The sequence below is a fragment of the Neisseria iguanae genome (assembly GCF_003013245.1).
GTDB classification, from domain to species: domain Bacteria; phylum Pseudomonadota; class Gammaproteobacteria; order Burkholderiales; family Neisseriaceae; genus Neisseria; species Neisseria iguanae.
In genome coordinates, this window is sequence record NZ_PXYY01000058.1 from 1 (window position 1) to 16,459 (window position 16,459).

The 16,459-nt window shown below is 48.2% G+C and carries 18 protein-coding genes and 3 pseudogenes; 9 read left to right on the forward strand and 12 right to left on the reverse strand.

Going from position 1 to position 16,459, the window contains the following annotated elements:
• Positions 1–58 precede the first annotated feature (58 nt).
• Positions 59–354, forward strand: a pseudogene (locus C7N83_RS16095) (IS1595 family transposase); the annotation flags it as partial.
• Between the two features lie 87 nt (positions 355–441).
• Positions 442–1,310, forward strand: a pseudogene (gene tehB, locus C7N83_RS09070) (SAM-dependent methyltransferase TehB).
• Positions 1,311–1,358: 48 nt separating this feature from the next.
• Here tehB and prmB read toward each other — a convergent pair.
• Both prmB and C7N83_RS09080 read right to left on the reverse strand, forming a co-directional pair.
• The gene (gene prmB, locus C7N83_RS09075) at positions 1,359–2,258 is read right to left on the reverse strand and encodes a 50S ribosomal protein L3 N(5)-glutamine methyltransferase (RefSeq protein ID WP_106742156.1); all 900 of its coding nucleotides are present in this window, start codon (positions 2,256–2,258) and stop codon (positions 1,359–1,361) included.
• A 224-nt stretch (positions 2,259–2,482) separates the two neighbouring features.
• Positions 2,483–4,747 (reverse strand): nitric-oxide reductase large subunit, encoded by a 2,265-nt coding sequence (locus tag C7N83_RS09080; RefSeq protein ID WP_106742158.1) that lies wholly within the window; start codon positions 4,745–4,747, stop codon positions 2,483–2,485.
• A gap of 375 nt (positions 4,748–5,122) precedes the next feature.
• Here C7N83_RS09080 and nirK point away from each other — a divergent pair, with 375 nt between their 5' ends.
• The 5 genes from nirK to C7N83_RS09105 all read left to right on the forward strand — a co-directional run bounded on the left by nirK (position 5,123) and on the right by C7N83_RS09105 (position 9,041).
• Positions 5,123–6,283, forward strand: a complete 1,161-nt coding sequence (gene nirK / locus C7N83_RS09085) for a copper-containing nitrite reductase (RefSeq protein WP_106742160.1) — start codon at positions 5,123–5,125, stop codon at positions 6,281–6,283.
• 127 nt (positions 6,284–6,410) lie between these two features.
• Positions 6,411–6,998, forward strand: a complete 588-nt coding sequence (locus C7N83_RS09090) for a c-type cytochrome (RefSeq protein ID WP_106742161.1) — start codon at positions 6,411–6,413, stop codon at positions 6,996–6,998.
• Positions 6,999–7,128: 130 nt separating this feature from the next.
• Positions 7,129–7,887, forward strand: coding sequence for a formylglycine-generating enzyme family protein (locus tag C7N83_RS09095; protein ID WP_106742163.1), 759 nt, complete (start codon positions 7,129–7,131; stop codon positions 7,885–7,887).
• A gap of 228 nt (positions 7,888–8,115) precedes the next feature.
• Complete coding sequence (gene rpsO, locus C7N83_RS09100) at positions 8,116–8,385, forward strand: 30S ribosomal protein S15 (RefSeq protein WP_106742164.1); 270 nt, start codon at positions 8,116–8,118, stop codon at positions 8,383–8,385.
• A 122-nt stretch (positions 8,386–8,507) separates the two neighbouring features.
• A complete protein-coding gene (locus C7N83_RS09105) occupies positions 8,508–9,041 on the forward strand; it encodes a glutathione peroxidase (protein ID WP_106742166.1) in 534 nt (177 codons plus the stop codon).
• An 85-nt stretch (positions 9,042–9,126) separates the two neighbouring features.
• Here the strand turns inward: C7N83_RS09105 and accD are convergent, their stop codons facing one another.
• From accD to C7N83_RS09120, 3 genes are all read right to left on the reverse strand, one after another.
• Positions 9,127–10,002 carry an acetyl-CoA carboxylase, carboxyltransferase subunit beta gene (gene accD / locus C7N83_RS09110; RefSeq protein WP_106742167.1) on the reverse strand — a complete coding sequence of 292 codons (876 nt, stop codon included), beginning with the start codon at positions 10,000–10,002 and terminating at the stop codon, positions 9,127–9,129.
• Between the two features lie 52 nt (positions 10,003–10,054).
• The gene (gene trpA, locus C7N83_RS09115) at positions 10,055–10,840 is read right to left on the reverse strand and encodes a tryptophan synthase subunit alpha (RefSeq protein ID WP_106742178.1); all 786 of its coding nucleotides are present in this window, start codon (positions 10,838–10,840) and stop codon (positions 10,055–10,057) included.
• A gap of 159 nt (positions 10,841–10,999) precedes the next feature.
• The gene (locus C7N83_RS09120; protein WP_106742169.1) at positions 11,000–11,497 is read right to left on the reverse strand and encodes an FxsA family protein; all 498 of its coding nucleotides are present in this window, start codon (positions 11,495–11,497) and stop codon (positions 11,000–11,002) included.
• A gap of 345 nt (positions 11,498–11,842) precedes the next feature.
• Between C7N83_RS09120 and C7N83_RS09125 the strand changes: the two genes are divergently transcribed.
• Entirely contained in the window at positions 11,843–12,517 is a 675-nt protein-coding gene (locus tag C7N83_RS09125; protein WP_106742180.1) for a peptidoglycan DD-metalloendopeptidase family protein, read from the forward strand.
• A 71-nt stretch (positions 12,518–12,588) separates the two neighbouring features.
• Here the strand turns inward: C7N83_RS09125 and C7N83_RS09130 are convergent, their stop codons facing one another.
• The 6 genes from C7N83_RS09130 to C7N83_RS09150 form a co-directional block, all read right to left on the reverse strand.
• A complete protein-coding gene (locus C7N83_RS09130; RefSeq protein WP_106742170.1) occupies positions 12,589–12,861 on the reverse strand; it encodes a hypothetical protein in 273 nt (90 codons plus the stop codon).
• A 2-nt stretch (positions 12,862–12,863) separates the two neighbouring features.
• A complete protein-coding gene (locus C7N83_RS14830) occupies positions 12,864–13,031 on the reverse strand; it encodes a hypothetical protein (protein ID WP_170064875.1) in 168 nt (55 codons plus the stop codon).
• 253 nt (positions 13,032–13,284) lie between these two features.
• Positions 13,285–13,851, reverse strand: a complete 567-nt coding sequence (gene dcd, locus C7N83_RS09135; RefSeq protein WP_106742172.1) for a dCTP deaminase — start codon at positions 13,849–13,851, stop codon at positions 13,285–13,287.
• A 59-nt stretch (positions 13,852–13,910) separates the two neighbouring features.
• Positions 13,911–14,333 (reverse strand): MORN repeat-containing protein, encoded by a 423-nt coding sequence (locus tag C7N83_RS09140; RefSeq protein WP_106742181.1) that lies wholly within the window; start codon positions 14,331–14,333, stop codon positions 13,911–13,913.
• 44 nt (positions 14,334–14,377) lie between these two features.
• The gene (locus tag C7N83_RS09145; RefSeq protein WP_106742173.1) at positions 14,378–14,692 is read right to left on the reverse strand and encodes a hypothetical protein; all 315 of its coding nucleotides are present in this window, start codon (positions 14,690–14,692) and stop codon (positions 14,378–14,380) included.
• A gap of 98 nt (positions 14,693–14,790) precedes the next feature.
• Positions 14,791–15,690, reverse strand: coding sequence for a recombination-associated protein RdgC (locus C7N83_RS09150; RefSeq protein ID WP_106742175.1), 900 nt, complete (start codon positions 15,688–15,690; stop codon positions 14,791–14,793).
• A gap of 110 nt (positions 15,691–15,800) precedes the next feature.
• On the opposite strand from C7N83_RS09150, the gene C7N83_RS09155 reads away from it, so the two are divergent.
• On the forward strand, positions 15,801–16,070 hold the full coding sequence (locus C7N83_RS09155; RefSeq protein ID WP_106742176.1) for a hypothetical protein: 270 nt from the start codon (positions 15,801–15,803) through the stop codon (positions 16,068–16,070).
• A 26-nt stretch (positions 16,071–16,096) separates the two neighbouring features.
• Here the strand turns inward: C7N83_RS09155 and C7N83_RS09160 are convergent.
• Positions 16,097–16,459: pseudogene (locus C7N83_RS09160) on the reverse strand (transposase); the annotation flags it as partial.

Below are 16,459 nucleotides of genomic sequence, written 5' to 3' on the forward strand. Positions count from 1 at the left end.
GACAGGGTAAGGTTTAACCGTTGTCGTTAAAGGTAACTTTATGCCGGTTATTAAATGAAAACCATTGCCTGGCGGCATTGTTTATCCCGATTGCTGCAAAAGCCGTGATGTGTTTGACGTGGGTGAACCCACTTGTCACCGTATCAGTCACTGTACGCATTTTGTAGGACGGAAAAACCACATCGACGGGATGGAAAATTTTTGGACCGGGCAAAGCGCATGCTACGGAAATAGAATGGAATTGACCGGAAATCTTTTCCATTATTCCGGAAAGAATGCGGGTTTCGTTTTAACTGTGGTACACCAAAAGGGCAGCTTAAAATTTTGCGAATTTGGTGTGGTATTTGGAGTTAATCTACGTCAGCTCCTAAAATAAACAAGTACCTAAAATAAACAAGTATATGTATAAATGTAGATGTTTTTAAAAAGGAAACCAACCGTATGAGCGCGCTACAAGCATTATTCTGCTACCGGCAATTGCCGGTTTGGGGCCGGTACTATTCCCGAAGCCTGGCTGAATCAGCATAATACGGAAGCGGGAGCATGGGGCAGGCTGGAGATTCGAAAAAGCCGTCTGAAATTTTATGAATTGTCGGAAAACGGCGAAACTTTGGCCGAACACGAACTTACGTCCGAGAACGGTAGTTGGCTGATTGAGCCGCAGCAATGGCACAAAATCCAACCGCAAACGGATGGTATCGAAATCCAACTCGGATTTTACTGTCAAGCCGCCGGTTACTTCCATAAAAAAATACGGTATGAGCGCGACCCATTCCGCCGTACGTGCCGCGGAAAACATTGTGCCGTTGGGCAAAGCGCTAGACATGGGCTGCGGACAAGGCCGCAATGCGTTGTATCTCGCGTTGCAAGGTTTTGATGTGACCGCTGTCGATAATGACCCGATGGCGGTACAAAACGTGCGGGAATTGGCTAAACGCGAAGGGCTGAATGTTGACGCATTTGAATACGATTTAAATGCTGCAAATATTCAGGATGATTTTGACTACATCATAGCATCCGTGGTGATGATGTTCCTTCAGCCGCGTTTCATCCCGCAAGTGATTGCCAACATGAAAAAGCGTACCAAAGCGGGCGGCCACAACTTGATTGTCTCGGCGGTGGATACCGAAGATTTCCCATGTCCTATGCCGTTTCCGTTTAAATTCCGCGCAGGCGAATTACGCGAATATTATCGGGATTGGGAGCTGGTTGAATACAAGGAAGAATTAGGTGCCGTGCATGCCAAAGATGAATTCGGCAATCCGATTCAGTTCAAATTCGTGACCATGTTGGCGAAAAAGCCGGAATAAACGAAAGGCCGTCTGAAAGTTTCAGACGGCCTTGTTGTATCAAGTGGATTACTCTCCGTCTAATAATTGTTCGCGGGTCAGCAAGAAAACAAAGCCGTCGCCGCCGCTGGTTTCAAGCCAGGTGAACGGCAGTTCGGGATAAGTGGCTTCGAGTACGTCGCGGTTGTGGCCGATTTCCACCAATAATACGCCTTTCGGATTGAGGAATTTGGCGGCTTGCAAAATGATTTCACGGGTGGCATCTAAGCCATCCCGGCCGCTGCCCAGTGCCAATTCGGGCTCGTGTAAGTATTCGTCGGGTAGGGCATCGACAGATTTGGCATCGACGTATGGCGGGTTAGAAACAATTAAGTCGTATGTGCCTTCCAATCCTTCGAATAAGTCGGTGTGAATCAGGTTGATTCGGTTTTCTAAGCCGTATTCTTCAACGTTGATGGCGGCAACTTCCAGTGCATCCAGGCTTAAATCGACGGCATCGATTTCGGCGGCAGGGTAGTGATGTGCCATCTGAATGGCCAGGCAGGCGCTGCCGGTGCAAAGGTCGAGCGCGCGGTTAACCAATTCGGGATATTCAATCCAAGGGGTGAGCGGATCGCCCAGTAATTCATAGATAAAGGAACGCGGCACGATGACGCGGTCGTCAACGTAAAAGTCAAAATCACCCTGCCATGCCTGATTGGTGAGGTAGGCAACGGGCAGACGCTCGGTTACGCGGCGTTCGATGAGTGCCAATACTTCTTCTTTTTCAGTTTGGAGCAGCTTGGCATCGAGGTAAGGATCGAGCGTGTCAAGCGGTAAATTCAGCGTGTGTAAAATCAGATAAGCAGCTTCGTCATGGGCGTTGTCTGAGCCGTGGCCGAAGAAAAGCCCGGCGTCGTTAAAGCGGCTGACCGCAAAGCGCAAAATGTCGCGGATGGTGGTGAGTTCTTTGGCTGCTTGGGTAAACATGGTGATGTCGCCGTAAGGGTTGGGATGAGGCATTATAGCAGAAAAGGCTGTCTGAAAAGTTGTCGGCCGGTGTGGGTGATGCTTAATTTACAGAAGGAAGATAATCGATTTTTCAAAAATCTCAAACCGTCTGAAATAAAGCATCAAATGACCGATTCAAGAATGGTTTTGAAGCATTAAAAAAGGCCGTCTGAAATATTTCAGACGGCCTTTGGAGTCGGCGCTCAAGCATTATTTTTGCTGCGGCCGAATACCATTTTGGTGGCTTGCCATGAGATGCAGAATGCACCGCCGATAAACACCAAGTCAGCTGCTGTACGAACCCAGCGCAAGGTATCCAAGAGTTCCATTTGCAGGAATTCTTCGCTACGGGCATACCACAAACCTTGTGATACGGAAGCATAGCCTTGAATCGCACCAATCGGCAACAGGCTGATGACAATCATGCCCACCAAGCCGCCGTTGAGCAGCCAGAAGCCCCAAGACATCAGTTTGTCGTCAAATTGGGCTTCAGGTTTAATGTAGCGGGCAACCAGTAATACGAAGCCCAGCGCCAAGAAACCGTATACGCCGAACAGGGCCGCGTGTGCGTGCACTGCAGTGGTGTTCAGACCTTGGATGTAAAACAAGGAAATCGGCGGGTTAATCAGGAAGCCGAATACACCGGCACCAATCATGTTCCAGAATGCCACGGCAACGAAACACATCAGCGGCCAACGCAGGCGTTTTGCCCATTGGGTAGTGTTTTGGTAAGACCAATGCTCATAAGCTTCACGACCCAACAATACCAATGGTACCACTTCGAGCGCAGAGAAACATGCACCGATGGCCATAGAAGCAGAGGTCGAACCGGTAAAGTACAAGTGGTGCAGTGTACCCGGGATACCACCCATCATGAAGATGGCAGCGGCCGCCAGCGTAGAAGCAGTTGCGGTGCTACGGCGTACAAAACCCATGTTGTAGAAAATGAACGCAAAGGCGGCAGTGGCAAATACTTCGAAGAAACCTTCTACCCACAAGTGAACCACCCACCAACGCCAATATTCCATCACGGCAATCGGAGATTTTTCACCGTAGAACAAGCCCGGTGCATAGAATACCCCTACGCCGACCATAGAAGCGACAAAAATTGCCAACAGATTTTTGTCGGTGCCTTTTTCGCGGAAGGCGTTTACGGTACAACGCAACATCAGGAACAACCACAACAGCAAACCGACCATCAGCAGGAGTTGCCAGAAACGACCCAAATCTAAGTACTCGTAACCTTGGTGGCCGAACCAGAAGTTGAATTCAGGCGGCATGATGTGTGACAAGGCGAAGAAGTTACCGGCATACGAACCTGCGACCACGATAAACAGAGCGATATACAGGAAGTTCACGCCTGCCACTTGGAATTTAGGGTCTTTACCGCCATTGACAATCGGTGCCAAGAACAAACCCGCAGTCAGGAAACCTGTAGCAATCCAGAAAATCGCAGATTGAATATGCCAGGTACGGACCAAGGAATAGGGCAGCCAGTCGGAAATTTCAATGCCTAAGGCTTTATCGATACCGTAGAAACCTTGGCCTTCAACCGTATAGTGCGCAGTCAGACCGCCCAACAAGACTTGTGCACAGAACAACGCAACAGTCAGGAATACGTATTTACCCAAGGCTTTTTGAGAAGGCGTTAGCGCGATTTTCGCCACCGGATCTTCAGCCGGGATTTCAACTTCTTCATGTTTGGTCAGGAATGAGTAACCCCACATCAGTAAACCGATACCCAACAGCAACAGAACGATACTGGTGAACGACCACATGTAGTTTTCAGTAGTCGGCACGTTATTGATTAAAGGTTCGTGCGGCCAGTTGTTGGTGTAGGTAAAGCTTTCGTCAGGACGGTTGGCCGAAGAAGACCATGAAGTCCAAAAGAAGAAGTTGAACAATTTTTCACGCGCTTCTTTGCTTGGCAATGTATTGTTTTTCATTGCAAAGTGTTCACGGGTTGTTTGCAGCGCAGGATCATCGCCGTAAACGCCGTGGTAGTAAGGCAGAATGGTTTCGATGGCTTTCGCACGAGTTTCGCTGATAATGACTGAACCGTCTTCTTTCACTGCGCTTTGAACGCGGTATTCATCTTGCAAGCGGGTTTTCAAAACAGCTTGCTCTTCAGTGGTCAATTTATCGAAATTTTTGCCGTAATCAGCTTGGGCGGTCAGGTCCAACCAAGCCGTCAGCTCGCGGTGCAGCCAGTCTGCCGTCCAGTCGGGTGCTTGGTATGCGCCGTGACCCAATACGGAACCGACTTCCATGCCGCCAGTGGTTTGCCAAGCGGATTGGCCGGCTAAGATGTCGTCTTTCGTCATTAATACTTTGCCTGAGGTGGTAACGACTCGTTCAGGGTAGGGAGGTGCTTTTTTATAGATCTCGCTACCCATATAACCAAGAATGGTGAAACAGACTGTCAGCACTGCAATCAGCAGCAGCCAAAGTTTCTTGTACTGTCCCATTTTTAGTACTCCTTGTTTTGGTAAATGGTAAATGGCTTATTATCATTCATTAAATATGAATGTTAAAGATTGTAGCATGATTTATAGTTTAGTAAAACGGTTTCTATACTTATTTGTAGTTAAAAGGTTGATATAAATTAAATTTAAGATATTTTAAGCTTATTCTTCGCATAAGAACTAAGCAGAATGTGACTGAAAAATTTAACGTTATATAGTTAATTTTGACGTGAAAAGTAATGGTTTGAAATTAATTTTTAATTAAAAAGTGCATATTTTATGAATTAATTGATTTAAGTCAAGATACGTAAATTCATAAGGCTACATAATGGTTGCAAACAACAAATCAATTAACATTTTTTCAAAAAGGAAATCACTATGAAACGCCAAGCCTTAGCTGCAATCATTGCTTCTGTATTCGCTTTGGCTGCTTGCGGTCAGCAAGCAGCTGAAAAACCGGCTGCCACTGCCGAAGCAGCTGCACCTGCCACTTCAACTGTTGGGCAATCCGCTGCCGCTGAAACCCCTGCTGGGGAACTGCCGGTTATTGACGCGGTTGTGACTCATGCACCTGAAGTACCGCCTGCAATTGATCGTGATCACCCTGCAAAAGTACGTGTGAAAATGGAAACCGTAGAAAAAACCATGAAAATGGCCGACGGTGTGGATTACCATTATTGGACATTCAACGGCGACGTTCCGGGTCAGATGATTCGTGTACGCGAGGGGGATACTGTAGAGGTTGAATTCTCCAACCATCCTTCTTCTACCGTTCCGCACAACGTTGACTTCCACGCTGCAACCGGACAGGGCGGTGGCGCCGAAGCAACCTTTACCGCTCCCGGCCGTACTTCTACGTTCAGTTTTAAAGCATTGCAGGCCGGTTTGTACATTTACCACTGTGCGGTTGCCCCTGTCGGTATGCACATTGCTAACGGTATGTACGGTTTGATTTTGGTCGAACCTAAAGAAGGTTTGCCGAAAGTGGACAAAGAATTCTACGTTGTTCAAGGTGACTTCTACACCAAAGGTAAGTATGGCGCACAAGGCCTGCAAGCTTTCGATATGGATAAAGCGGTGAAAGAGCAGCCCGAATACGTTGTATTCAACGGTCACGTTGGTGCGATTGCCGGTGACAACGCACTGAAAGCCAAAGTCGGCGATACCGTGCGTATGTACGTAGGTAACGGTGGTCCTAACTTGGTATCATCATTCCACGTTATTGGCGAAATTTTCGACAAAGTGTATGTTGAAGGCGGCAAACTGATTAACGAAAACGTACAAAGTACGGCCATTCCTGCCGGTGGTGCGGCTATCGTAGAATTTAAAGTGGATATCCCGGGCAGTTACACGCTGGTTGACCACTCTATCTTCCGCGCGTTCAACAAAGGCGCGTTGGGTCAATTGAAAGTAGAAGGTGAAGAACACCCTGAAATTATGACGAAAAAACTGAGCGATACCGAGTATAAACCTGCTGATGTTCCTGCAACTGCTGCAGTTTCTGCGACCAATGTTTCAGCACCGAAAAATGCGTACTGATCCGTAGCAACTTAAAAGCAGTAAAGCTATTAAAGAGCCACTGTTATCTTGGCTGGAAACTGGGATAAGTGGCTCTTTAACATATAAATATAACAATACAGCGTGTCAACGCAAAAGGAATACCACCATGAAACGTCAAACCATCGCAGCTTTATTGGCATCCGTATTCATATTGGCAGCTTGTTCAGGTTCAGAACCTGTAGCTGGAAAGCCGGCAGAACCTGCGTCAACAGTCGAAGTACCGGAGTATGCCGAACGAACCGCCGTTGGACAGACTGCTGCCGAAACGCCTGCACCTGCTGAAATATCTGTTCCGGCCGCCAGCGGTATACCTGGGGTCGAACCAGAGCCTGACGCAGAAGCTGCCGCCCCTGTCGGACTGTCTCAAGACGAGCAAATCAAATTGGGTAAAGCAGTTTATGATTCCAATTGCATGGCGTGTCATGGAGCAGAAGGTAAGGGTGTAGAAGGGATATTTCCACCGTTGGAAAAATCCGATTACTTCGCCAAAGACAAGACCAAACTGGTTCATGCCGTCACCAAAGGCGTTAACGGTGCGGTTAAAGTAAATGGTAAAGATTTCAACGGTATTATGCCTGCTGTGCCTTTGAGTAATGAAGATGCTGCCAATGTCGTGACCTATGTTTTGAACAGTTTTGGCAATAACGGCGGTCAAGTGTCTGCTGCCGAAGTGGCGGAAATCAAAGCCAAATAAATTCAGGTTCAGGCCGTCTGAAACGTTTCAGACGGCCTGCTGACCCAAGTTTGTTTTTCAGATGGTTTCGGCCGTAAAAGCATTGCCGTCTGAAAAATGAATTTCCACAATAATCATAAAGGCACACACCATGAAAACCATTTCATTCTTCGTGATGAGTTTATTGGCCTGTGGCGGTACAATAGCGGCAGATATGGCCAATATTGAGGCCGGCAGCTACCGCCCGCTGTATCTGAAAAAAGATACCCCGATGATTCGTGTCAAAGCATTTAAAATCGACAAATATCCGGTCACCAATGCCGAATTTGCCGAGTTTGTGAAAAAGCATCCGCAGTGGCAAAAAGGCAGAGCCAATAAAAAACAAGTCGAGCCGACTTACTTGAAGCATTGGAACCGAACCGGCAGTAATGTTTACGCGCCTAAGCCTAATGAAATGAAATATCCGGTGACCAACGTATCATGGTTTGCCGCCAATGCCTACTGCACGGCACAAGGCAAACGCCTGCCGACTATCGACGAATGGGAATTAGCCGGCTTGGCATCGGCCACTCAGAAAAATGGTTCCAGTGAAGAAAGCTACAACCGCACCATCTTGGATTGGTATGCCGACGGCGGCCGCAACGGTTTGCGCAATGTCGGGATGGGTACCCCCAATTATTATGGTCTTCACGACATGCACGGCCTGATTTGGGAGTGGACGGAAGACTTCAACAGCAGCCAGTTGAACTCAGGTTCGGCAGACAGCTCGCTGTTTTGCAGCGGCGCATCTTTAGGCTCGACCGATCCGACCAACTATGCCGCATTCCTGCGCTTCGGTATCCGTACCAGCCTGCAATCCAAATATGGCCTGCACAATTTAGGTTTCCGCTGTGCCGCATCCGTGAAATAAAGTTTTTTTGGCGTTTTATATCACCAGAGCAGCTTGGGCGATGCCGTAAGGCATCGCCACTTTTTTGCCTGTAAAACCGCAAAGCTGCAATTAAAACGTGCAATACCATTCAAAATATGGCATAATCAGATCATCTTTATAAAAAGATATCAGGAGTTTGCATCAGTTTCGGCTTGGCAAACTTGTCCGAACCTTAAAGGTTCTTTTTATTTTTTGGAGTATTCCGTCATGGCATTGACCGTAGAACAAAAAGCAGAAATTGTTAAAGATTTCCAACGTAAAGAAGGCGATACCGGTTCTTCTGAAGTACAAGTTGCATTGTTGACTTTCCGCATCAACGATTTGACTCCCCACTTCAAAGCCAACCCCAAAGACCATCACAGCCGCCGCGGTTTGTTGAAAATGGTGAGCGCGCGCCGTCGTCTGTTGACTTACCTGCGCCGTACCAAACCTGAAACTTACCGCAACGTGATTACCCGTTTGGGTCTGCGTAAGTAAAATAATTTATGCGTTTGAAAACACCGCTTTGAAAGCGGTGTTTTTTTATCGAGGCCGTCTGAAATTTGTATTTGTTTTCAGACGGCCTTATAGTAAAAGCATTCCAATCCGAGGGTGGCAAGATGAAAATTTACGATTTCGCGGTAAAAAATGCACAAGGCCAAGAAGTGAACTTGGGCGATTACAAAGGCAAAGTATTGCTGATTGTGAACACTGCTACCCGTTGCGGCCTGACGCCGCAATATGAAGAATTGCAAACGTTGTATGACCAATATGCCGGGCAGGGCTTCGAAATTTTGGATTTCCCGTGTAACCAGTTCCGCGAGCAGGCACCGGAAAGCAGTAGGGAAATTGCCCAAATCTGCCAAATGAAATTCTGTACAAAATTCAAGATTTTCGACAAAATCAATGTCAATGGAGAGAACGCCGCACCGCTTTATGCCTATCTCAAATCTGAAAAACCGGAAGATAAAGGCAATCATGTATTTAAAGATTTATTGCTGAAGCTGGCTTCCATCGGTGAGAAGCGTGAAGGTAGCGACATCAAATGGAATTTCACCAAGTTTTTGGTCAATCGCAACGGCGAAGTTGTGGCGCGTTTTGCACCAAGCGTTAAGCCGTCTGAAATTGAAGGGGATATCCGCGCGTTATTGTAAATCGTGAGGGCAGGAAAAGGCCGTCTGAAAGCCGGTCGGATATTTTCCGTGGTTTTCAGACGGCTCTTGTTATATCGGTTACGGCTTATACTGTAGTAATTTTGCCGCATCGGGTCAGCAAGGTAATCAAATCACAAATGCGCTGTTTCATGTCGCGACGGTCAACGATTTGGTCAATTGCGCCTTTTTCCAACAAAAATTCAGCACGTTGGAAACCTTCCGGCAAAGTTTCGCGCACGGTTTGTTCAATTACACGCGGGCCGGCAAAGCCGATTAATGCATTCGGTTCGGCCAGAACCACATCGCCTAAAAAGGCAAAGCTGGCAGACACACCGCCCATGGTCGGGTCGGTCAGCACGGAAATAAACGGCAGGCTTTTTTCAGTCAGCAAATGCAGCGCGGCACTGGTTTTGGTCATCTGCATCAATGAATTCACGCCTTCCTGCATACGTGCGCCGCCTGAAGCGGCCACACAGATAAACGGACAATTATCGGCCACGGCACGGCGCACGCCTTGCACAAAGCGTTCACCCACAACCGAACCCATCGAACCGCCGATAAAGCGGAATTCAAACGCCGCAATCACCACAGGTAAACCGTTCATCGTGCCTTTCATAACGACCATAGCATCGTCTTCACCGGTTTGTTTTTTCGCAGCGGTCAGTCGGTCGGGGTATTTTTTGCTGTCTTTAAACTTGAGCGGATCGGTCGGTTTGACGTGTGCGCCGATTTCTTCGCGGCCGTTTTCATCCAGCAGTATGCCCAAGCGTTCGCGGGCGGACAAAGCATTGTGGTAGTTGCACTTGGTGCAGACCATATCGTTTTGTTTCAGTTCGGAAGAATAAATGGTGGCGGCGCAAGAAGGGCATTTGTGCCACAAGCCTTCCGGTACGGTAGAAGATGAATTTTCGGCTGTGTCGCGTTTGATCTTGGGTGGCAGGATTTTATCTAACCAACTCATGGATGACTCCTAAGGGATTTTCAGACGGCCCGGATTCAGGCCGGTGTCTGGCTTAACGGATGGCGTTTTTTAACTCTTGCGCCAAGAGACCGACCGCTTTTGCTTCGCGGCCCGGGTTGTCTTCGATTTCTTTGACAATGCGGCTGCCGACAATCACGGCATCGGCAACGGCACTAATTTTGCGCGCGCTTTCGGTATTGTTGATACCGAAGCCGACGCCGATTGGAATGTCGATATATTTACGCAAAAGCTCTATTTTACGCGAAACTTCATCGGTATCCAAGCTGGCCGCACCGGTTACGCCCTTCAAGGAAACGTAATACACAAAGCCGCCGGCCAGGTTGGCGATGGTTTGAATACGTTGCTCGGTGGTGCTTGGCGCGATTAGGAAAATACAGTCGATACCGCGGGATTCTAAGTTTTTTTGCAACGGCCCGATGGTCTCTATCGGCGAATCCACGGTCAACACGCCATCAACACCCGCCTCGGCGGCAGCGTGGGCAAATGCTTCGTAACCCATTTTGTGAATCGGATTGAGATACCCCATCAATACTACTGGGGTGGCGGTATTTTTTTCGCGGAAACGGCGCACAACGGCCAACACATCTTTCAGCGAAACATGATTTTTTAAGGCGCGTTCGGCGGCACGTTGAATGGTCGGGCCGTCGGCCATCGGGTCGGAAAAGGGTACGCCCAATTCTAAAATATCGGCACCGTTTCCAACCAAGCTGTGCATCAGGGCAAGCGTGATATCTGTGTCGGGGTCGCCTACGGTGATATAGGGAATCAAGGCTTTGTCGCCCTTTAAATCGGCAAAAGTCTGCTGGATTCTGCTCATCTTGTTCTCGCTCATCTTGTTCTCGTGTTCGGGCGGGCGCAAAACACAGCACCCAGTGTCAGTCAATAATCGCTTAAGTATAACATTGCCGCTCTGGAAATAGACAGGCCGTCTGAAAAATTTATTCATTTTCAGACGGCCTGTCGGGGATAGGGTGGATTAATCGGGTTTGTGTTCGATATAGTCTTTGGCTTTGCTATGCGGATCGACGCGGGTAACGGTGGTGTATTCGGCATCGATGATGTCGTCGTCTTTGGATTGTGCGGATTGCCCGGCAAACGGATTTTGTCTGCGGTTCGGGTCGAATGTGGCGGTATGCACGCTCATGTCGGCAATCGGTTTGCCTTTAATTGGCAACAGCAAAATCAGCGCAATGGTCATGGAAACGAAACCCGGGCTTATCAGCAATAAACCGGCCAGTGCGAAACGAATCGGCCACAAAAGCTGGTACATCGAAATATCTTTGCCGCTGCGCATGGCTGCCCCCGCCACCAATACCCCCGACATACCGGTGCGGCGCAACATGAATATGCCGAGGGCGAAACTGGCGATCATCAGCAAAAAGGCCAGGCTGCCGCCAAGCCAGTCGGCAACCCAGACAATCGACATAATTTCTAAAAAGAGCAGTACCAAAAAGCCGATACCTAAAAATTGCATGGTTGGTTCCTCATGGATTTCAAATGTTGTTTTGAGATATTAACATAAAGGTGTTTGAACCGCCTTTCAAGGTTTTAAAATGTGAAAAAGGGTAAGCTTGATATAGCAGTAAAAATAAGTAAGCAGAATGTTAAAAACCAAGGTTTGCGCAAGCGGTTTCAGGATTGGATTTTTTGTGTTCCCAAGCGTGGCGCAAACCATTCGAGCGTATGAAAACACTCGTTGACAGGCTTTTCAGACGGCTTGGCATGATTTTGTCTGAATATGCTTGTTGCCAAACACGCCGGCATCACGCGTAAAAGTGGTCATGGCGGACAAGCGGCGGATTTGGTATCCTTATCCCTTATGAAAATACAGACACCGATCACAATTCCAATCCGATGCAAAACGATTTTGCTTACCAGCATGGCGGTACTTTTGGCCGCCTGTGCTTCCAACCAATCCAAACCGGTTCCACAAGGTTATTACCGCGTTCAATCCGGCGATACCTTATACCGCATTGCCAAACGTTACGGCCAAAGCGTTAAAACCTTGGCTGCATGGAACAATTTGGCCGATTCTTCCAAAATCGAAGTCGGCCGGGTATTGCGCATACGCCGCAATGCCGCTGCCAATCCTTCTGCCGGGCGTCCGGTGACACCGGTCAACCACCTGCAACTGCAATGGCCGGTGGATAACGGCCGCAACGGCGTTGTCGGGCGTTACAACGGTGCCGGCAACAAAGGCATTGATATTTCAGGCTATCGCGGTCAGGCTGTGAAAGCTGCTGCTGACGGTATGGTCGTCTATGCCGGCGAAGGCGTACGCGGCTACGGCAAATTGATTTTGCTCAGCCACAATACATCGACCATCACGGCTTATGCGCACAATGACAATATTTTGGTGCAAAAAGACCAAAACGTGCGCGCCGGCCAACCCATCGGCAATATGGGCAGCACCGATACCGATCAGGTGAAGCTGCATTTTGAAGTGCGGATTAACGGCAAAGCAGTTGATCCGATGATTTATTTACCGAGATAAATTCATTACCGAAAGGCCGTCTGAAAATTTTCAGACGGCCTTTCGGCCGCTTGAGTTTAAAAACGAATGATTCAGCCTATCCGCAAGCTTTTGCTGATGCTTGGATTGTGCAGGCGTTTCCACTGTTTTCGAATATTGTTTTGCACGTTCTGCCGTGTGGCATCGGCATATGGACGAACCTTATCTGTCAGGTGTAACGCCGTTTCCCCGCTCATGCTTTCGATTTCTTCCGCCCGCCGGATTTTGCCGTTTCTTCTACTGTCGCCAAACGCATCAGAATCTGCATCTTGTTTTTTTATGAGTAGGCCATTGCGTGGGTTGGCGCCGGCGAATGCAGCTTTCAAACCTACGCTTCGTAGGCTTCATGGCCGGACAGTGGTGTCTGTGTAAGCGTATCCTGTAAGGCTTTTTCTGAAGGTCGGGCAAATCGTTGTGATATGTCAGGCCTGTCAGGCGGCGGGTTCGGAAACGCCACAGCCGCCAAACCGACACGGTTTTCGGTTTTAAACGCCATCTAAGCGTGGCGGCAAAGGTAGGCCGATTTGCGGGCAGAAACCGATGCGCCAACACCGCCCAAGCAGGCAGAAAATTCAGCAGGCAGTGGGAATGGGGCGTAAAATGGGTTTACGCTTTATGATTGTTGCCAATCGGAACCGATTGATTTTCAGACGGCCTGGAAAGGTATGAATCGGTTGTACGGTTTTTCTTTTGAGGCCATCTGAAAAAATACCGCAATCTGGTTCTAAGCCAAACTGCGGCATTTGTCATCAGGTTTTCGGCAGGGTAACGCCGGTTTGCCTCATGTATTTACCGTTGCGGTCTTTGTAAGATGTTTCGCAAATTTCGTCGCTTTCAAAAAACAGCACTTGCGCCACGCCTTCGCCGGCATAGATTTTGGCCGGCAGCGGGGTAGTGTTGGAAAATTCCAGCGTGACACAGCCTTCCCATTCCGGTTCAAAAGGGGTGACGTTCACAATAATGCCACAGCGGGCGTAGGTCGATTTGCCCAAGCACACGGTCAATACATTGCGCGGAATGCGGAAATATTCCACCGTGCGCGCGAGCGCGAATGAGTTGGGCGGAATGATGCAGCAGTCGTCTTCGACGGTAACGAAGTTTTTCGGGTCGAAATTTTTCGGATCGACGATGGTGTTGTTGATGTTGGTGAAGATTTTGAATTCGTTGGCGCAACGGATGTCGTAGCCGTAGCTGGAGGTGCCGTATGAAATAATGCGCCGGCCGTTGACTTCCTTGATTTGGTTTGGCTCAAACGGCTCGATCATGCCGTGTTCTTCGCTCATGCGGCGAATCCATTTGTCTGATTTAATGCTCATGTCGGGATTCCTTGAAAATTTTGAATAGGGGTTCAGACGGCCTTGCAAGGCCGTCTGAATTATTTTTTCGCCGCTTTCGGCAGTTTGACTTCCTGTATCATACCTTTGTCAAACTTCATGATAAACAGCAGTTTATCGTTTTGCGATACATTAAAGCTGCCATGCGCCACGCCTTTTTGGAAGCGGCCGCTCAGGGTCATGCCTTTGATCTTGGTACTGTTGACATTAAACGGTTCTAAAAATATGGTATTGTTGCCGACATTGGCAACATATACGCCTTTGCCGTCAAATTTACCGGCCTTAAACCCGCCCTTATAGCTGCGGCCGTCCTGACACTGCCAGTTTCCTTGCCCTTCCGGTTTGCCGTCTTTAACCGTGCCTTCGTAGCGGCAGCCTTTATTTTGATAATTATTGATGATTTCGGCGGAGGCAGGTAGGGAAACGCTCAAGCCGATAGCTAATAAAGCAATATATTTCAAGATGATAAATTCCTGTTTTTCAGACTGCCTGTAAGTAGAAAGATAGTTTACAGCAGTAATTGCTGGATAATGGCCAGCAGCGTGCCGATAAACGAACACACCAGTCCGACCATGAAAATTTGCAAGGTACGGCCATAATAATGGGCTTGGTCGGCATCAGCAACGCGGTTATTCAAAATACGGTATAAGGCTGTAATCAGCAACACGATACCGATCAGTAGCCCAATCAATACCAGATAATCGCTTTTATGCGTTGTTCCCGGCTCGGTTGCCCATTTGCTCATAAAGGCCAACACGAAACCTAAAATAATGCCGATGGCGGTTACCATTGGCGCGCGGTAGCCGTCAATTTCTGTTTTCATATCTGTTTTGAAACCCTTATCGGGTAGGGTTTAACCTCATCAGGTATCAATTTGGTTTTATTTTTCAGACAGCCTTTTAAATCTGAGGCCGCCTGAAATTATTCCTGCCAGCCGCCCAAATACGAAACCAATTCCTCCAGCATGATACTGAGGGCTTCGGTCATTAAAATTTGCGACGCAAAGGTCAGGGCGGCGGCATCGTCGCCGTTGTTTTCCGCTTCTTCCTGCAATACATCCAAATACTGAATGCGCTTGAACGTGAAATCCTGCGTCAGGATAAACGCAATCTGCTCGCGCCACACCAAGCCTAATTGGGTTACGGTTTTGCCGTTTTTGACGTGCTGAACCACTTCATCGGCGGTCAAATCCTGCTTGGATACTTTCACCGTCGGCACCACATCGCCGATGCCTTTGAGTTCGCAATCGCTGTCCAACTCAAAACCGCCTTCACAATGGCCGTCGAGCAGCCACGAAGTCATCAGCGAAGAAGGGGACTGCTTGGTATTGGGTAAGTTCGCTTCCAAACCACCCAAGGCTTCGCGCAATTTGGTTAACAGATTTTCCGCTTTGGCAGAAGAAGCATTGTTCACCAGCAAATAACCATGCCGCGTATCCAACACCGCCTGCGTACGGCTGGAGCGGGTAAACGCGCGCGGCAGCAAATCATCGGTGATGATGTCTTTCAATTCCTGCTTTTCCTTGCGGCCGACATTGCGACCTTCGTTATTTTGGATTTCCAAAACCTTGTCGTCCAAAATATCGCGGATGACACCCGCAGGCAAGACTTTTTCTTCTTTTTTCAAGGCCACGCGCCAAGTGTAATCAGCCGGAAAAACCAATTCCGGCGAAAAAGAAACCGGTGCGGCAAAGCCTTCGCTGAACCAATCCAAACCTTGGCAATGGGTAAACTCCGCCTCCCCCAGTTTTTCTGCCAAAGCCTCCAATTCAGGCAGTTTTTCCTTATTCAAAGGGTAAAAACTGAGTTGCTTAAACCACATTTGATTTTCCTTTCCTTAAAACGGATCCATTATACAGAGTTTAGTGGCAAAATTGGATAAAGGCCCTTAGAATTCCCATCGCAAGTGCAACAACTTTCTAAAAGGAAAGCATGCGGCATCATGCCGCCTTTCCTGACAAGAAAGATTGCCATCCGCTAGGGCACACCAGACTCGGGAGCAAAGACCGCAAGCCGTTCAAAAACAGCAGCACCTGTGCCATAAGGCCCGGCAGCGCCACCGTCAAGCATGAATTGGACAGATACGGCATGAGCAGCGAATACGATGACTTGTATGCCAGGGAACAACATGAAGCCAGAAAGCAAAATGCCCGCAAAACGACCGGCAGGACAACCGTTACCGCCAACGCAGTATTGGTTTGATTTTGGGGCTGTATCAGATCACAGCCTTAAATACCACACCAAAACCGCAAGACTTTAAGCTGCCCTTTTGGTGCGCCAAAGTTAAAACGAAATTCACATTCCTTCAGGAATAAAGGGAAAGGTTTCCGTTCTATTTCCGTAGAATGCGCTTTACCTGATTCCGGAAATTTTCAATACCATCAATGTGGTTTTGACGGCCTGCAAAAAGCCCTGAACGATTGATTCGGTGATAAGTAAACCCACTGACAGCCAACACATTACAGCTTTTATAACCGTCTGTACAAACAATGCTGTCAGGCATGGTTTTCCGTTTAATAACAGGCAGTGACGTATCTTTCCCGGTGTTTTCTGCAACAACGGTAATAAACCTTACCCTGCCGTTTCAAAAT

Bases quoted from the DNA above. Each gene is read 5' to 3' on its own strand.
- prmB (WP_106742156.1), bottom strand. From the start codon at position 2,258: ATGTTTACCCAAGCAGCCAAAGAACTCACCACCATCCGCGACATTTTG.
- C7N83_RS09080 (WP_106742158.1), bottom strand. From the start codon at position 4,747: ATGGGACAGTACAAGAAACTTTGGCTGCTGCTGATTGCAGTGCTGACA.
- nirK (WP_106742160.1), top strand. From the start codon at position 5,123: ATGAAACGCCAAGCCTTAGCTGCAATCATTGCTTCTGTATTCGCTTTG.
- C7N83_RS09090 (WP_106742161.1), top strand. From the start codon at position 6,411: ATGAAACGTCAAACCATCGCAGCTTTATTGGCATCCGTATTCATATTG.
- C7N83_RS09095 (WP_106742163.1), top strand. From the start codon at position 7,129: ATGAAAACCATTTCATTCTTCGTGATGAGTTTATTGGCCTGTGGCGGT.
- rpsO (WP_106742164.1), top strand. From the start codon at position 8,116: ATGGCATTGACCGTAGAACAAAAAGCAGAAATTGTTAAAGATTTCCAA.
- C7N83_RS09105 (WP_106742166.1), top strand. From the start codon at position 8,508: ATGAAAATTTACGATTTCGCGGTAAAAAATGCACAAGGCCAAGAAGTG.
- accD (WP_106742167.1), bottom strand. From the start codon at position 10,002: ATGAGTTGGTTAGATAAAATCCTGCCACCCAAGATCAAACGCGACACA.
- trpA (WP_106742178.1), bottom strand. From the start codon at position 10,840: ATGAGCAGAATCCAGCAGACTTTTGCCGATTTAAAGGGCGACAAAGCC.
- C7N83_RS09120 (WP_106742169.1), bottom strand. From the start codon at position 11,497: ATGCAATTTTTAGGTATCGGCTTTTTGGTACTGCTCTTTTTAGAAATT.
- C7N83_RS09125 (WP_106742180.1), top strand. From the start codon at position 11,843: ATGAAAATACAGACACCGATCACAATTCCAATCCGATGCAAAACGATT.
- C7N83_RS14830 (WP_170064875.1), bottom strand. From the start codon at position 13,031: ATGGCGTTTAAAACCGAAAACCGTGTCGGTTTGGCGGCTGTGGCGTTT.
- dcd (WP_106742172.1), bottom strand. From the start codon at position 13,851: ATGAGCATTAAATCAGACAAATGGATTCGCCGCATGAGCGAAGAACAC.
- C7N83_RS09145 (WP_106742173.1), bottom strand. From the start codon at position 14,692: ATGAAAACAGAAATTGACGGCTACCGCGCGCCAATGGTAACCGCCATC.
- C7N83_RS09150 (WP_106742175.1), bottom strand. From the start codon at position 15,690: ATGTGGTTTAAGCAACTCAGTTTTTACCCTTTGAATAAGGAAAAACTG.
- C7N83_RS09155 (WP_106742176.1), top strand. From the start codon at position 15,801: ATGCGGCATCATGCCGCCTTTCCTGACAAGAAAGATTGCCATCCGCTA.